This is a genomic window from Geodermatophilus sp. URMC 65, assembly GCF_053502545.1.
The window spans coordinates 3,908,038-3,922,966 of sequence record NZ_CP199954.1; the positions used below are offsets into that span (position 1 = coordinate 3,908,038).

Sequence of the window (14,929 nt, forward strand, 5' to 3'; positions counted from 1 at the left end):
GTCGAGTCGTCCTCGCGCCTCTTACGGAATGGCGTCGCCATGTCGACACGAATGCAGTGGGTCGCCATTCCGGTGTTTCGCGTGTGACTCGATGCCACTCGGAGACCTGTCGGAGAATTCTTGCAAGAATTGTCGGAAAAGCGTTCAAGCACCCGTCTCACCCGTCCGATGGAGTTCGTGAGAAGTTCCCCGAACGTGTGAAACGGAGTCTGTTGTGTCCGCACCCATGGCGAGCGCCGCCCGCGGCGTCACTCGCGTGCTCATCCTCGCCGACGCCCCCGTCCTGCGCCGTGGGCTGGTGAGCATGGTGAATGAGACCGCCGGCATGCAGTCGGTCGGGACCCCGGGGGAGCTGCGCCGCGCCCTCACGCTGGTCGAGACCGCCCGCCCCGACGCGGTGGTCGTGGAGCTGGGCCAGGGTCGCGCCGCGACCCTCAACGCCTGCCGCGACCTGCGCCGCCGGTACCCCCGGGTGACGATCGTGGCCCTGGGCACCTCCGAGGACCCGGCCGTGGTGAACGAGGCGCTGGCCGCCGGCGTCCGCGGCTACCTGATGATCAACACCTCGCCGACCCTGCTCGGCTGGGCCATCCTGGCCGCCCGCGCCGGCCGCACCGTCGTGGACCCGCAGATCCGCCGGGTCGAGCCGTCGGCCGCTCCGGCTGGCAAGCCGTTCACCCCCGAGGTGCCGCTGACCCGCCGCGAGTCCGACGTCCTCGACGAGCTGATCCAGGGCCAGTCGAACCGCCAGATCGGCCGCAACCTGTTCATCAGCGAGGACACCGTCAAGTCCCACGTCAAGGCCATCCTGCGCAAGCTGGGTGCCCGCGACCGGGCGCACGCCGTCTCGCTGGTGCTCTCCTCCCGCAACCCCGCCGCCTGCACCTGCGGCGCCCACGCCCTGGCCCCGGCCGAGGCCTGAGAGAGAACGCCCTGCAGGGCCGCTCCGGCGGCCGACCGTCCACGGGCCGGCCCCTCTGACCCCGGGGCCGGCCCCTGGCGTTCCCGCCGGGCGACGGCCTCCCGCGGTCCCTCGCCGGCGTCGTACTGTCGGACCGCGATGGCTGTCCGTACCACCCCCGCTCCTCCCGGGCCGCGGAACCGCGCCCGCGCCGTCCCGGCCGCCGACGACCGGCCCGACGCCCTGTGGGAGATGGAGCGCTCCCTGCGCCGCCGCGGGTTCGCCGCGGTCGCCGGCGCCGACGAGGCCGGCCGCGGCGCCTGTGCCGGTCCGCTGGTCGCCGCTGCCTGCGTGCTGCCGGCCGGCCGCCGGGGGCGGGTCCCCGGCCTCGCGGACTCCAAGCTGCTGACCGCCGCGATCCGCGAGCGGGTCTACGAGGAGGTCGTCGACCGCGCCGAGGCGTGGTCGGTGGTCGTCCTGCCGGTCGCCGACCTCGACGCGCGCGGAATGCACGTGACCAACATCGAGGCGCTGCGACGCGCGGTGTGGGCCCTCGACCCCGGCGCGGACTACGTGCTCACCGACGGCTTCCCCGTCCCGGGGCTGGCCTGCCCCACCCTCGCGGTGTGGAAGGGCGACCGGGTGGCGGCGTGCGTGGCGGCGGCGTCGGTGCTGGCCAAGGTCACGCGGGACCGGATCATGCTCGACCTGCACGAGCGCTGGCCGGAGTACGACTTCGCCGTCCACAAGGGCTACAGCACTGCCGCTCACGACGCTGCCCTGCAGCGGTACGGACCCTGTCCGGAGCACCGGAAGCGCTTCGTCAACGTGGTCCGGGCCCGCGACGCACACGCCGCTCGGGGACTCCAGCTGACCGGCTCCGGCGCGATGGTCGATGATGGGGCCATGCGCCACGTGTCCGGAGAGCCGCGATGAGCACCGAGGACCTGGAGAAGTACGAGACCGAGATGGAGCTGCAGCTCTATCGCGAGTACCGGGACATCGTCCGGCAGTTCACCTACGTGGTGGAGACCGAGCGGCGCTTCTACCTCGCCAACTCCGTCGACCTGCAGGTCCGGGAGGCCGGAGGCGAGGTGTACTTCGAGCTCAAGCTCTCCGACGCCTGGGTCTGGGACATGTACCGCCCGGCCCGGTTCGTGCGCAACGTCCGGGTGCTGACGTTCAAGGACGTCAACGTCGAGGAGCTGGACAAGCCCGACCTCGAGCTGCCCGACGGTCCCCGGCTGACCTGATCCGCGTCTCACGGGGTGGAGGCTGACCCCGCCGGGTGACGTCCCGGGACCCGGCGTCCACAGGCAGCGCCGGTGTCCACAGATCGGCTGCGCGGCTGTCCCGGCCGGTGCGGGCGGACGACGGTCGGCCGGGTGCGAACGACATCGGACCTCGGCGCCCACGGCGAGCGCATCGCCGCCGCCTACCTGACCGACAGCGGCCTGCGGGTCCTCGACCGGAACTGGCGTTGCCGCGACGGTGAGCTGGACCTCGTCGCCCGTGACGGCGACGCACTGGTCTTCTGCGAGGTCAAGACCCGCCGCGCGGTCGGCTTCGGCCACCCCGTGGAGGCGGTCGGGCACGTCAAGCAGCGCCGGCTGCGCACCCTGGCCCAGCGCTGGCTGGCCGCCCACGACGAGCACGCGCCGGAGCTGCGGTTCGACGTCGTCGGCGTGCTGGTGCGTCCGGACGGGCCGGCGCTGGTCACCCACCTGCGGGCGGCGTTCTCGTGACGCTCGCGCGGACCTGGTCGGTGGGCCTGGCCGGGGTGCACGGCGCCATGGTCGACGTCGAGGTGGACCTGTCGGCCGGGGTCCCCGGCGTGGTGCTCGTCGGGCTGCCCGACGCGGTCGTGCGCCAGTCGGTCGACCGCGTGCGGGCGGCGGTGGTCAACGCCGGCGGGAAGTGGCCCCTGCGCCGGATCACCATCGGGTTGTCCCCGGCGTCGATGCCCAAGCAGGGCAGCGGCTTCGACCTGGCGCTGGCCACGGCGGTCCTGGCGGCCGACGGCGCGCTCCCGGCCGAGTCGGTGGGTCGCCTGGTGCTGCTCGGCGAGCTGGGGCTCGACGGCTCGGTGCGCGCCGTCCGCGGGGTGCTGCCGGCCGTGCTCGCCGCCGCCCGCGCCGGCCACACGACCGTTGTGGTGCCCGCCGGCAACGCGGGGGAGGCCGCGCTGGTCGAGGGGGTCGACGTGCTGGCCGCCGGCACGCTGGCCGCGGTGGTCGCCCACCTCCAGGGCCGGACGCCGCTGCCCCGGCACACCCGGGGCGTCGTGCCGCCGGCCCCGCCCGGGCCGGACCTGGGCGACGTCGTGGGCCAGCCGATCGGCCGCCGGGCGGTGGAGGTCGCGGCCGCGGGCGGGCACCACCTGTTCCTCAACGGGCCGCCGGGCGCGGGCAAGACGATGCTCGCCGAGCGGCTGCCGGGGCTGCTCCCCGCGCTGGACGAGCAGGCGGCGCTCGAGGTCACCGCCATCCACTCGGTCGCCGGGACGCTGCCGCCGGACGCCCCGCTGGTGACCCGCCCGACCTTCGAGGCGCCGCACCACTCGGCGACGATGGCCGCCCTCGTCGGCGGCGGATCGGGGCTGATCCGCCCCGGTGCGCTGTGCCGGGCCCATCGCGGGGTGCTCTTCCTCGACGAGGCGCCGGAGTTCCCGCGGGCGGTCCTCGACACGCTGCGCCAGCCGCTCGAGCGCGGTTCGGTGACCATCTCCCGCGCCAGCGGCGCGGCCACCTTCCCGTGCCGTGCGCAGCTGGTGATCGCGGCCAACCCGTGTCCGTGCGCCAGCGCCGCCGGTGACGCCGCCTGCACCTGCAGCCCGCTGGAGCGGCGGCGCTACCAGGCCCGGCTCTCAGGGCCGCTGCTCGACCGGATCGACCTGCGGGTCGACCTCCCGGCGGTCACCCGGGCCGCCTGGCTGGAGGCCGGGACGGTGCCCGAGCCGACCGCCGCCGTCGCCGGCCGCGTCGCCCAGGCCCGGGCGGCTGCGGCGGCGCGGCTGTCCGGCACGGGCCTGCAGGTCAACAGCCAGGTGCCGGGCCGGCTGCTGCGCGAGCGGTGGTCCCCGCCGCGGCCGGCGCTGCGGCTGGTCGAGCGGGCGCTGGAGCGCGGGGCGCTGTCGGTGCGCGGCTACGACCGGGTGCTGCGGGTCGCGTGGACCCTGGCCGACCTGGGCGGCCGCACCGTCCCGGGCGCGGACGACGTGGCGGAGGCGCTCGGCCTGCGGCTGCAGCGGGCGGCGACATGAGCGCCTTGCCGAGCCTCGACGAGGACATGGAGCAGGGGCGCTGCGAGGCGGCGTCCGACGGGCTGGCCGGGCCCGCGGTGCGCCGCGCGCGGGCGTGGCTGAGCCGCGCGGCCGAACCCGGCAGCGTGGCGTTCTGGCGCTTCGTCGAGGACGTCGGCCCAGTCGAGGCGGTCCGCCGGCTGCGGTCGGGCCGGGCGCCCGACGTCGTCCGGGCGCTGGTCGGCGCCCGTGCCGACCAGGACGCCTCGCTGGAGGACCTGCTACGGGCCGAGCGCTGCGACGCGCGGCTGGTCGTCCCCGAGGACGACGAGTGGCCGGCGCACCTGCTGCACTGCCTCACGCTGGCCACCAGCGAGGAGCCCGACGACCCGCGGCAGCAGTCCCCGCGGGCCACCGCCCCGGTGCCGCCGCTGGCGCTGTGGGTCCGCGGCACGGCCCGGCTCGACGAGCTGGCCGACCGGTCGGTGGCGATCGTCGGTGCCCGGGCGTCGACCGCGTACGGCGAGCACGTCGCGGGCGAGCTAGGCCACCAGCTGGGGGAGCGGGGCTGGACGGTGGTCTCCGGCGGGGCCTTCGGCATCGACGCGGCCGCCCACCGGGGCGCGCTGGCCGCGGACGCCCCGACCGTCGCCGTGCTGGCCTGCGGCGTCGACCGCGCCTACCCGGCCGCGCACGGGGCGCTGTTCCACCGCATCGCCGAGTCGGGGCTCCTGGTCAGCGAGTGGCCGCCCGGGGCCGCGCCGCTCAAGCACCGCTTCCTCGTCCGCAACCGGCTCATCGCGGCGCTGACCCAGGGCACCGTGGTCGTGGAGGCGGCGGCCCGGTCGGGTGCGCAGGCGACCGCGCGGCGGGCGCAGAAGCTGGGTCGCCAGGTGATGGTCGTGCCCGGCCCGGTCACCTCGGCCATGAGCGTGGGCTGCCACGAGCTGCTGCGCGATCCCGAGCTCGATGCGGTCCTGGTCGCCGACGCCGCGCACATGCTGGAGACCGTCGGCCGGCTGGGGGAGGACCTCGCCGACCTGCCGGAGCGCCCCACCGGTCCCCGCGACGGGCTCTCCGACCTCGCCGTCCGCGTGCTGGACGCCTGTCCGGTCCGCAACGGCGTCAGCCCCGAGCGGTTGGCCCGGGTGGCCGGCTGCGACGTCCTCGACGTGCTGCGGGTGCTGCCCGTCCTCGAGCTCGCCGACCTCGTCGAGGGAACCGACGCCGGGTGGCGGCTGGCCCGGGCAGCACGCACGGGGGAGGGACGGGGGTGACGGCAGGGGAGGAGGCGGCATGACCTCGCGCGGCATCGGCGCTTCGGCTTGACCCCCGGCCGGGCCCGACCGACCGTTTCGGGGTGACTGCTCGCACCGCCGACGCGCGGGCCGCGCTGCCGCCGGCGCTGGCGGAGGTGCTGGCCGACTACGAGGAGCACCTGCGCTGGCAGCGCGACCTGTCCGCGCACACCCTCCGCGGCTATGTCGGCGACGCGGTCTGGCTGCTCGACCACCTGGTGCGGCGCGGGGGCACGCGCATCGAGGACCTGGACCTGCCGACGCTGCGCAGCTGGCTGGCGCACAACCGCACCCGTGGTGCCGGGCGCGCCACCATCGCCCGGCGGGCGGCAGCCGCCCGCTCCTTCACCCGCTGGCTGCGCCGGAGCGGCCTCACCTCCGAGGACGTGGGCCTGCGGCTGGTCAGCCCCAAGGCCCACCGCACGCTGCCCGAGGTGCTCGCCCCCGACCAGGCGCGGGCCGTGGTCGACTCCGCCGCCGGGGCGGAGGACCCGGTCGGCCTGCGCGACGCCGTTGTCCTGGAGCTGCTCTACGCCAGCGGCATCCGGGTGAGCGAGCTGGTCGGTCTGGACGTCGACGACGTCGACCGCGATCGCCGCCTGCTGCGGGTGCTGGGCAAGGGGCGCAAGGAGCGCACCGTCCCCTACGGCGCCCCCGCCGAGCGGGCGCTGGACGCCTGGCTCACCCGCGGCCGCCCTGCTCTGGCGACCGAGCGCTCCGGGCCGGCGCTGCTGCTCGGCGTACGCGGCGGCCGGCTCGACCAGCGCGAGGCGCGTCGCACCGTGCACACGGCGGTGGCGGCCGCGCCCGGCGCGCCCGACATCGGCCCGCACGGGCTGCGGCACTCGGTGGCCACGCACGTGCTCGAGGGCGGCGCCGACCTGCGCCTCGTGCAGGAGCTGCTGGGCCACGCCAGCCTCGCGACCACCCAGCTCTACACACACGTGACCGTCGACCGGCTCCGTGCCGTCCACGCCCGAGCGCACCCGCGCGCCTGAGAGGACTGCCGCCCGTGTCTGACACAGTTGCCCTGCGCGCCATCGGATCGCGCACCACCACCGGGCCCACCCCGAGGTCCTCCGCCAGAGGCCTCCGACAGTCGGGAGCGCAGACCGTGACCGAGGCCGCCACCAACCGCCTCGACGAGACCCCGGACGACGTCGACGCCGTGCTGGCCGACCTGTGGGCCGGCTACGTCGCCGACCGGGCGCCCGAGCTGCGCGACCGGCTGATCCTGCACTACGCGCCGCTGGTGAAGTTCGTCGCCGGCCGCGTCGGCAGCGGCCTGCCCGCGCACGTCGAGCAGGCCGACCTGGTCTCCTACGGCACCTTCGGCCTCATCGACGCCATCACCCGCTACCAGCCCTCGCGTGAGGTCAAGTTCGAGAGCTACGCGATGGCCCGCATCCGCGGCGCGATCATCGACGAGCTGCGCAGCACCGACTGGATCCCGCGGTCGGTGCGCATGAAGGCCCGGCAGTTCGAGCGCACCGTGGCGGCGCTGGAGAGCCGGCTGCAGCGCAGCCCCACCGAGGAGGAGGTGGCCGCCGAGATGGGGATGGAAGTCGAGGAGGTCCGCAAGTTCCTCGGCCAGCTCTCGCTGGTCAACGTCGTCGCGCTCGACGAGCTGCTCTCCGACGACGAGGGCGGCGCACCCCGCCTGGTCGACACCCTCCAGGACACCAGCGCCCTGGACCCGCAGGCGATGGCCGAGCACAGCGAGGCCCGGCAACTCTTGGCCCGCGCCGTCGAGCAGCTGCCCGAACGGGAGAAGGTCGTCGTCAGCCTCTACTACTTCGAGGGCCTGACCCTGGCCGACATCGGCCGCGTCCTCGGCGTCACCGAGAGCCGCATCTGCCAGCTGCACACCAAGGCGGTGCTGCAGCTGCGCACCAAGCTCGCCGACATCGCCTGACCCCCCGCCCTCCAGATGGTGCAGCCAAGTTCGAGTCTCGACACGGCGATCACCGCCATCAGGGCATTGAGCCGATCGCTCGAGGCTGCACTCGACGAACAGAGGGGCGGTTTCGCCTGCTGGACGACCCTATCCATGTCGCGACGGATTCTCATCTCTGACTATAGTTTTGAGCTGTTGCTGGGCCTCGAGGGCAATCTGCGGCGCTTGCAGCTCACGCTGAAGGACTTCGATGCGCTGTAATCGGAAGAAGCAACATCGGTGCGTCACTGGGCGGCTCGGGCCGGCGGCGGGGCTGAACTTGAACGCCTCCCGGCAACGTCGAGCGAGCGCAGGGATCGTTTACGCAGCAGACTCGGCAGCTTCTTCTCCGGGGTGACCGCGACCCTGGATCAGGGTGCGGCCATCGTGGCCATCGTGACCGGTCTCAATCTGAACGTCTTGAAGGCGTCGTGGCGAGACCTTCAGGTTCTCCTGGGGGATGCGTCGAAGGAGCGGGCTCGTCTGCTCAAGGCACAGACCGAGCCCGAGGTGCTTGCGCGCATCGAGGATCTGTCGGCCGAGTTGGGAGGATCACTCGCTCGATCAGGTCCACCCGGGTGGTTGCAGTGGGCCGCGGCCATGCGGAATTCCCTCAATCACCGCGGGGACCGCGTGACGCTGACGTACTTCTGGCGACCGCCGCGAGACGCACTTCGAGTAGCCCTGCTATTACCGCGGCGCCCAGAGGTCACGGATGCGTGGGCGTGGTCTCGAGCGCAGGAGCCCGAGGAGCTATACCTGCAGGAACACGCGTCCGAGACGATGTCCGGAGTCCTCGACTCATTGACCCGGTTCACCGCCGAGTGCTGCGATCCACTTGGAGAGACCTGGGAGAACCGACGGGCGTTTGGACAACTCTGGCCGCAGCCCGCGTCTCAGTGGGTCCCACTGACGGGGCTCAGTTCCTTCGGCGGGTTCGCCGTTGGGCATCTGCCGAGAATGACCGGTGAAGTAGCCGTCAGCCCGAGTTCTGCTCGACGACTCAAGGCGGCCAAGAGCCTTGATGCAGATCGGCACATGTGGGCTGCTGAGGTGGAGTACTAGTACATCGGCAGCAGCCGGACCTCCGGCGGCTCCAGCAGGGACAGCGGGTCGAGGTAGACCTCCCCGCGCCGCAGCCCCCAGTGCAGGCAGGCCGCGACCGGGCAGCCGGCGTGACCGCCGACCAGCGTCCTGAGAACCGTGCCGCGGGCGACCGGCTGCCCGGCGCCCACGACGGCGTCGACCGGCTCGTACGTCGTCCGCAGTCCACCGGCGTGGTCGACGCTGACCACGGGTCGCCCGGCCACCATCCCGGCGAAGACGACGACGCCGTCCCCGGTGGCCAGGACGGGCGACCCCGGCGCCCCGGCCAGGTCCGCGCCGCGGTGCCCCGACCCGTACCGGTCCGGCGGCGGGTCGAACGGCCGGGTCACCGCCCCCTCCACGGGCCGCGCCCAGAGGCCGGCCGGGACGTCGTCCGGAGCCGCGACGGCCCCTCGGGCGGGCAGCAGCAGCGGGACCAGGAGCAGGACGGCGAGGACCGGTCGGTGCACCGGGGGAGCGTGCGCCCACGGGGTGCCGTACAGGGCCTGCCCACCGCGGTCTGTGGACGGCCCCGGCTACTGGGGAGGGCTGCCGACGACGGGGCGTATGCTGCGAGTAGCGACCCGTCTCTGGCGGGTCGACTTCGCGCGTCCTCTCGCCCCGCTGGCAGCAGCGGGACGGTCGCCACCCCGGTCCCCGCGGTCGCCCGCGGGGTCGTGGCGGCCCGGACGCCAGGGCGGAGCGCCACCCGGTGCCCGCGACAACCGAGGAGCGCGGCCCCGCGTGGCCGCGCGCAGAGCACAGAGAGGCTGCGGCCATGGCAGTCGTCAGCATGAAGCAGCTGCTCGACAGCGGCGTCCACTTCGGGCACCAGACCCGTCGCTGGAACCCGAAGATGAAGCGCTTCATCTTCACCGAGCGCAACGGCATCTACATCATCGACCTGCAGCAGACGCTCGGGTACATCGACAACGCCTACGAGTTCGTCAAGCAGACGGTCGCGCACGGCGGCACGATCCTGTTCGTCGGCACCAAGCGCCAGGCGCAGGAGGTCATCGCCGAGCAGGCGCAGCGCGTCGGCATGCCCTACGTCAACCAGCGCTGGCTGGGCGGCATGCTCACCAACTTCTCGACCGTCCACAAGCGGCTGCAGCGGCTCAAGGAGCTCGAGGACATGGAGCAGACCGGCATGATGGCCGGCCTGTCCAAGAAGGAGCAGCTGGGCCTGACCCGCGAGAAGGCCAAGCTGGAGCGCAGTCTCGGCGGTATCCGCGACATGCAGAAGGTGCCCAGCGCCGTCTGGATCGTGGACACCAAGAAGGAGCACATCGCCGTCGGCGAGGCCCGCAAGCTCAACATCCCGGTCGTCGCGATCCTCGACACCAACTGCGACCCGGACGAGGTCGACTACAAGATCCCGGGTAACGACGACGCCATCCGCAGCGCTGCGCTGCTGACCCGCGTGATCGCCGACGCCGTGGCCGAGGGCCTCATGGCCCGCTCGGCCTCGCAGGCCAACGCCGGCCGCGAGGACGGCGGCCAGCCGGCCATCGGCGGCGACGAGCCGCTGGCCGACTGGGAGCGCGAGCTGCTCACCGGCCAGCAGGGCGACGCCACCGGCGACGCGACCGGCGACGCGACGGCCACCCCGCTGCCGGAGACCCCCGCCGAGCCCCCGGCCGTGACCGCGAACGAGATCGCCCCGGTCGACGGCGTGCCCGCCACCGGCGGCACGGACACCGGCACCCAGGGCGCCCAGAACGGCTGATGAAGGACCCCGCTGCCCCCACCACTCGCGAGCTCGCGGCGGGACCCTGCAGCGGGGCCGCACTGACACAGAAGGAACGAGGCATGGCTGACTTCACCGCGGCCGACGTCAAGCGTCTCCGCGACGCCACCGGCGCCGGCATGATGGACTGCAAGAAGGCGCTCACCGAGGCCGAGGGCGACTACGACAAGGCCGTCGAGCTGCTGCGCATCAAGGGCGCCAAGGACGTCGGCAAGCGCCTGGAGCGCTCGACGACCAACGGCGTCGTCGTCAGCAGGGACGGCGCGCTGCTCGAGCTCGACTGCGAGACCGACTTCGTCGCCAAGAACGCGGACTTCGTCACGCTGGCCGAGCGCCTGCTCGACGTCGTCCTGGCGCAGAAGCCGGCCGACGTCGACGCGCTGCTGGCCACCGAGGTCGACGGCCAGACCGTCGCCGCCCTGGTCGAGGGCGAGTCGGCCCGCATCGGCGAGAAGCTGGTGCTCAGCCGGTTCGTGGTCCTCGACGGCCAGACCGCCACCTACCTGCACAAGCGGGCCACCGACCTGCCCCCGGCGATCGGTGTCGCGGTGCAGTACAGCGGCGGCACCGAGGAGGCCGCGCGCAGCCTGGCGATGCACATCGCCGCGGCCCGCCCGCGCTACCTCACCCGCGACGAGGTCCCGGCCGAGGCGGTCGAGACCGAGCGCCGCGTCGCCGAGCAGACGGCCAAGGAGGAGGGCAAGCCCGAGCAGGCGATCACCAAGATCGTCGAGGGTCGGGTCAACGCCTACTACAAGGACTTCGTCCTGCTCGAGCAGCCGTCGATCACCGAGCCCAAGCGCACGGTCAAGCAGATCGTCGACGAGGCCGGCCTGACCGTGGAGCGGTTCGCCCGCTTCGAGGTCGGCCAGGCGTAACAACAGCGGAGAAGGACCCCGCGACCCCCGATCGGCCCCGCTGCAGGGGCCCGCGCCGAGCTTGCGAGGCCTGGGGGGCCGCGGGGTCCTTCTGGTGTCCGGGCGCCGAGGCGGGAGACCCCCCGCCCGCGAGCTGCCGCACGCCCCGTGCGGCAGGATCAGGGGAACCACGCCGAGCGAGGGAAGAACCCGTTGACCGACACCGCCGCGCCGAGCGCGTCCGCGCCCATGTCCGCCCCCACCGCGTTCCAGCCCGCCGACGGCGCGGGCTACAAGCGGGTCCTGCTCAAGCTGTCCGGTGAGGCCTTCGGCGGCGGCAAGGTGGGCGTCGACTCCGGCATCGTGCAGAGCATCGCCACCCAGCTGGCCGACGTCGTCCACGGCGGCACGCAGGTCGCCGTTGTGGTCGGCGGCGGCAACTTCTTCCGCGGGGCCGAACTGTCCCAGGCCGGCATGGACCGCCGGCACGCCGACTACATGGGCATGCTCGGCACGGTCATGAACTGCCTGGCCCTGCAGGCCTTCTGCGAGCAGGTCGGCCTGGAGACGCGGGTGCAGACGGCGATCGAGATGGGCCAGGTGGCCGAGCCCTACATCCCGCGCAAGGCGGTGCGGCACCTGGAGAAGGGCCGGCTGGTCATCTTCGGCGCCGGCGCCGGCATGCCCTACTTCTCGACCGACACGGTGGCCGCGCAACGGGCCCTCGAGATCGGCTGCCAGGTGCTGCTCATGGCCAAGAACGGGGTGGACGGCGTCTACGACGACGACCCGCGCACCAACTCGGACGCGGTCATGTACGAGGACCTCGACTACGGCACCGTGCTGGCCAAGCAGCTCAAGGTCGCCGACGCGACGGCCATCAGCCTGTGCATGGACAACAGCATGCCGATCGTCGTGTTCAACCTGCTGCGCGACGGCAACATCGCCCGTGCCGTGGCAGGTGAGAGGATCGGGACGCTGATCAGCGACCCGGCCTGAGCGCCGCAGTCGGTCAGCCCGCAGACCCGCACCCGCGGCGGAGTGCTCCGCCGCACCAGGAGGAGAGACCCGTGATCGACGACACCCTGCTCGACGCCGAGGAGCGGATGGACAAGGCCCTGTCGGTCGCGCGCGAGGACCTCGGCTCGGTGCGCACCGGGCGCGCCGCCCCGTCGATGTTCAACAAGGTCCTGGTCGACTACTACGGCTCGCCGACGCCGGTGCCGCAGATGTCGTCGATCACGGTGCCCGAGGCCCGCATGGCGGTGATCAAGCCCTACGACACCAGCCAGCTGTCGGCCATAGAGAAGGCCATCCGCGACAGCGACCTCGGCGTCAACCCGACCAACGACGGTCAGATCATCCGCGTGGTGTTCCCCCAGCTGACCGAGGAGCGCCGCCGCGACCTGGTCAAGCAGGCCCGCTCCAAGGGCGAGGACGCCAAGGTCGCCATCCGCAACGTGCGCCGCCGGGCCAAGGAGGAGCTCGACCGCATCGCCAAGGACGGCGAGGCCGGCGAGGACGACGTGCGCCGCGCGGAGAAGGAGCTCGACGACCTGACCGCCAAGCACGTGCACGGCATCGACGAGGCGGTCAAGCACAAGGAGTCCGAGCTCCTCGAGGTGTGAGCCGTCCGGACCCCCTGCCATGACCCCCGACCCCGACACCGGGCCGATCCCGCTCGTCGGCCGGCGCCCGGCCCCGCCTCCGCCGCCGCTGCCGCCGCGGGCGGTCACCGAGCTGCGGACGGCACCGCTGCCCGTGCCGGAGCCGGCGACCGCCGGGCCGTCCGGGCGCGAGCCGGGGACCACGCAGACCGAGCCCCCCACGTCGACGACCGAGTCCGTCGGCCCCGACCTGGTCCCGACACCGGCGAGGAAGCCCGGCCGCGCCGGTCGGGACATGGTCGCGGCCATCGGCGTCGGCCTCGGGCTGGGCGCGGTCATCCTGGTCTCGCTGCTGGTCTACCGACCGGCGTTCCTGCTCGTGCTGGGTGCGGCGATCCTCACCGGCGTCGTCGAGCTGACCCGGGCGCTGCAGGCCGGGAGCGTCCGCGCTCCGCTCGTGCCCCTGCTCGTCGGCGCGGTCGCGATGATCGCGCTGGCCTGGACCCGCGGCGCCTCCGGGCTCGTGGTGGCGTTCCTGCTCACCGTCCTCGCCGTCCTGCTGTGGCGGCTGGGGGACGGTCCCGACGACTACCTGCGGGACGCCTCGGCCGGCGTCCTGGTGGCGCTGTACGTCCCGCTGCTCGCCGGGTTCGCCGTCCTGCTGCTGGTCCCGGACGACGGCGCGGCCCGCGTGCTGGCCTTCATCGCCACCGTCGTCGGCAACGACGTCGGCGGCTTCGCCGCGGGCGTGCTCTTCGGCAAGCACCCCATGGCGCCGTCGGTCAGTCCCAAGAAGTCGTGGGAGGGGATGGCCGGCTCGATCGTCGCCTGCGTGCTGGTCGCCACGCCGATCGTCACCCTCGCCCTCGGCGGGCCGTGGTGGGGCGGGGTGCTGTTCGGCGTCGCCCTGGCCGTCAGCGCGACCGCCGGCGACCTGGGGGAGTCGCTGATCAAGCGCGACCTCGGCATCAAGGACATGGGGCAGCTGCTGCCCGGCCACGGCGGCATCATGGACCGGCTGGACTCGCTGCTGCCCTCGGCCGCCGTCGCCTACCTGCTGCTGTCGGTCGTCGCGCCGGCCTGAGGAAGGACCCCCCTGCCCCCCACCGCTCGCCAGCTCGCGGCGGGACCCTGCAGGGGAGCCGCAGTCACCTCCCAGTTCGTCCCCACGACGGCGAAGCCGCGGCGGGCGTACCAGTGCCGGGGCCAGTCGGTGGCGTCGGCCTCCAGCACCACCAGGTCACAGCCGCGCTCGGCGGCGAGGTCCAGCGCGGCCGCCAGGACGGCGTCGCCGTACCCGCGTCCGCGGGTCGCGGGGTCGGTGTTCATCGACTCGAAGGCGGCGGTGGCGCCGTCGACGCGCAGCTGGCCGGCCGAGACGACCCGCCCCTCCTCCCGGACGGCGAGGTCGGTGACGGCGACGACCCGGTCGTTGCGGTGCTCCCGGCCGATCAGCTGGGCCACCACCTCGTCCAGGTCGGCCTCCGCGGTCGGCAGGTCGCGCCGCCACGAACGCTCCCAGAGGTCGTGCACCTCGCGCTGGTCGACGGCCTCCGCGCGGCGTCCCGGGAGCGGTGGCGTGGCCGGGCGGGCCATCACCACCAGTTCCTCGGCCCGCCATCCGTGACCGGCGAGCTCGCGTGCCACGTCGTCCGCACCCGACCAGGCCAGCGTGGCGGCGAGGTGCGGCCAGCCCGCGTCGGCGGCGACCGCGGCCGCACTCGCCGCGACCGTGCCGGCGTCGACCGGGTGCGACAGGACCAGCCGGTTGTCGTCCCGGGAGTACGGGAACCGCGGGTCCAGCACCGCCACCCCGCTGGGGACGTCGCGCACCTCGGCGGCCCGCCGGGTCCGCACCGACAGCGACAGCGCCCGCGCGCGGCCGAGCGCGTCGTCCGGCCGTGGGAGCACCGGTTCGACGGGCGGCCGGTACGGGACGACGGCGACGACGGCGCTGGTCGGCAGTGGGCCGTGCAGGTGCGGGAAGCGCATGCCGGGCGGGTCGCCGGGCACGCCGGGGGCCCAGCGCACGGGGTCGGTCAGCCGCGCGGGGTCGACGACGAGCAGCACGAGGTCCCGCCGTCCGGGGAACAGCCGCCCGGCCGGCAGGTGCACCTGCTCCGGTGTGGAGAGGTGCACGAAGCCCTGCCCGGCCAGGGACGGCGGGCGCAGCGCCCCGGTGTCGAGCGCCGCCCGCCAGGCCGCGGGGTCGGTGAGGTGGACGAGGACGCCGTCGGTCACGTCCGCCGATCC

At 73.9% G+C, this 14,929-nt stretch carries 16 protein-coding genes; 14 read left to right on the forward strand and 2 right to left on the reverse strand.

Annotated features, from left to right (window positions below; all coding sequences use genetic code 11):
- Nucleotides 1-214 precede the first annotated feature (214 nt).
- From ACWIX7_RS18950 to ACWIX7_RS18990, 9 genes are all read left to right on the forward strand, one after another.
- Nucleotides 215-922, forward strand: a complete 708-nt coding sequence (locus ACWIX7_RS18950) for a LuxR C-terminal-related transcriptional regulator (protein WP_448617963.1) — start codon at nt 215-217, stop codon at nt 920-922.
- Between the two features lie 138 nt (nt 923-1,060).
- Nucleotides 1,061-1,837, forward strand: coding sequence for a ribonuclease HII (locus ACWIX7_RS18955; RefSeq protein WP_448617964.1), 777 nt, complete (start codon nt 1,061-1,063; stop codon nt 1,835-1,837).
- Complete coding sequence (locus ACWIX7_RS18960) at nt 1,834-2,154, forward strand: DUF2469 domain-containing protein (protein ID WP_012949990.1); 321 nt, start codon at nt 1,834-1,836, stop codon at nt 2,152-2,154. The genes ACWIX7_RS18955 and ACWIX7_RS18960 overlap by 4 nt, the downstream gene beginning before the upstream one ends.
- 132 nt (nt 2,155-2,286) lie before the next feature.
- Nucleotides 2,287-2,646 (forward strand): YraN family protein, encoded by a 360-nt coding sequence (locus tag ACWIX7_RS18965; RefSeq protein ID WP_448617965.1) that lies wholly within the window; start codon nt 2,287-2,289, stop codon nt 2,644-2,646.
- Nucleotides 2,643-4,163: a YifB family Mg chelatase-like AAA ATPase gene (locus ACWIX7_RS18970; protein WP_448617966.1), complete on the forward strand. Its 1,521-nt coding sequence runs from the start codon at nt 2,643-2,645 to the stop codon at nt 4,161-4,163. Before ACWIX7_RS18965 ends, ACWIX7_RS18970 begins: the two co-directional genes overlap by 4 nt.
- Entirely contained in the window at nt 4,160-5,419 is a 1,260-nt protein-coding gene (gene dprA, locus ACWIX7_RS18975) for a DNA-processing protein DprA (RefSeq protein ID WP_448617967.1), read from the forward strand. The genes ACWIX7_RS18970 and dprA overlap by 4 nt, the downstream gene beginning before the upstream one ends.
- An 83-nt stretch (nt 5,420-5,502) precedes the next feature.
- A complete protein-coding gene (locus tag ACWIX7_RS18980) occupies nt 5,503-6,438 on the forward strand; it encodes a tyrosine-type recombinase/integrase (protein ID WP_448617968.1) in 936 nt (311 codons plus the stop codon).
- A gap of 116 nt (nt 6,439-6,554) precedes the next feature.
- A complete protein-coding gene (whiG, locus tag ACWIX7_RS18985) occupies nt 6,555-7,355 on the forward strand; it encodes an RNA polymerase sigma factor WhiG (protein WP_448617969.1) in 801 nt (266 codons plus the stop codon).
- Between the two features lie 375 nt (nt 7,356-7,730).
- Nucleotides 7,731-8,441: a hypothetical protein gene (locus ACWIX7_RS18990; protein ID WP_448617970.1), complete on the forward strand. Its 711-nt coding sequence runs from the start codon at nt 7,731-7,733 to the stop codon at nt 8,439-8,441.
- Here ACWIX7_RS18990 and ACWIX7_RS18995 read toward each other — a convergent pair.
- Nucleotides 8,438-8,932: a M23 family metallopeptidase gene (locus ACWIX7_RS18995; protein WP_448617971.1), complete on the reverse strand. Its 495-nt coding sequence runs from the start codon at nt 8,930-8,932 to the stop codon at nt 8,438-8,440. The genes ACWIX7_RS18990 and ACWIX7_RS18995 overlap by 4 nt on opposite strands.
- A 308-nt stretch (nt 8,933-9,240) precedes the next feature.
- Here ACWIX7_RS18995 and rpsB point away from each other — a divergent pair, with 308 nt between their 5' ends.
- The 5 genes from rpsB to ACWIX7_RS19020 all read left to right on the forward strand — a co-directional run bounded on the left by rpsB (nt 9,241) and on the right by ACWIX7_RS19020 (nt 13,760).
- Nucleotides 9,241-10,191 carry a 30S ribosomal protein S2 gene (rpsB, locus tag ACWIX7_RS19000; protein ID WP_448617972.1) on the forward strand — a complete coding sequence of 317 codons (951 nt, stop codon included), beginning with the start codon at nt 9,241-9,243 and terminating at the stop codon, nt 10,189-10,191.
- A gap of 83 nt (nt 10,192-10,274) precedes the next feature.
- On the forward strand, nt 10,275-11,090 hold the full coding sequence (gene tsf / locus ACWIX7_RS19005; protein ID WP_448617973.1) for a translation elongation factor Ts: 816 nt from the start codon (nt 10,275-10,277) through the stop codon (nt 11,088-11,090).
- 228 nt (nt 11,091-11,318) lie between these two features.
- Nucleotides 11,319-12,068 (forward strand): UMP kinase, encoded by a 750-nt coding sequence (gene pyrH / locus ACWIX7_RS19010; protein ID WP_448617974.1) that lies wholly within the window; start codon nt 11,319-11,321, stop codon nt 12,066-12,068.
- Between the two features lie 71 nt (nt 12,069-12,139).
- Nucleotides 12,140-12,697, forward strand: a complete 558-nt coding sequence (gene frr, locus ACWIX7_RS19015; protein WP_448617975.1) for a ribosome recycling factor — start codon at nt 12,140-12,142, stop codon at nt 12,695-12,697.
- A gap of 19 nt (nt 12,698-12,716) precedes the next feature.
- Nucleotides 12,717-13,760 carry a phosphatidate cytidylyltransferase gene (locus tag ACWIX7_RS19020; protein WP_448617976.1) on the forward strand — a complete coding sequence of 348 codons (1,044 nt, stop codon included), beginning with the start codon at nt 12,717-12,719 and terminating at the stop codon, nt 13,758-13,760.
- Here the strand turns inward: ACWIX7_RS19020 and ACWIX7_RS19025 are convergent.
- Nucleotides 13,727-14,917, reverse strand: a complete 1,191-nt coding sequence (locus tag ACWIX7_RS19025; protein WP_448617977.1) for a GNAT family N-acetyltransferase — start codon at nt 14,915-14,917, stop codon at nt 13,727-13,729. The two genes, ACWIX7_RS19020 and ACWIX7_RS19025, sit on opposite strands and share 34 nt — an antisense overlap.
- Nucleotides 14,918-14,929: the final 12 nt, after the last annotated feature.

Excerpts from the sequence above, each read along its gene's own strand:
- ACWIX7_RS18960 (WP_012949990.1), top strand. The coding sequence starts at position 1,834 with ATGAGCACCGAGGACCTGGAGAAGTACGAGACCGAGATGGAGCTGCAG.
- rpsB (WP_448617972.1), top strand. The coding sequence starts at position 9,241 with ATGGCAGTCGTCAGCATGAAGCAGCTGCTCGACAGCGGCGTCCACTTC.
- dprA (WP_448617967.1), top strand. The coding sequence starts at position 4,160 with ATGAGCGCCTTGCCGAGCCTCGACGAGGACATGGAGCAGGGGCGCTGC.
- ACWIX7_RS19020 (WP_448617976.1), top strand. The coding sequence starts at position 12,717 with ATGACCCCCGACCCCGACACCGGGCCGATCCCGCTCGTCGGCCGGCGC.
- pyrH (WP_448617974.1), top strand. The coding sequence starts at position 11,319 with ATGTCCGCCCCCACCGCGTTCCAGCCCGCCGACGGCGCGGGCTACAAG.
- tsf (WP_448617973.1), top strand. The coding sequence starts at position 10,275 with ATGGCTGACTTCACCGCGGCCGACGTCAAGCGTCTCCGCGACGCCACC.
- ACWIX7_RS18955 (WP_448617964.1), top strand. The coding sequence starts at position 1,061 with ATGGCTGTCCGTACCACCCCCGCTCCTCCCGGGCCGCGGAACCGCGCC.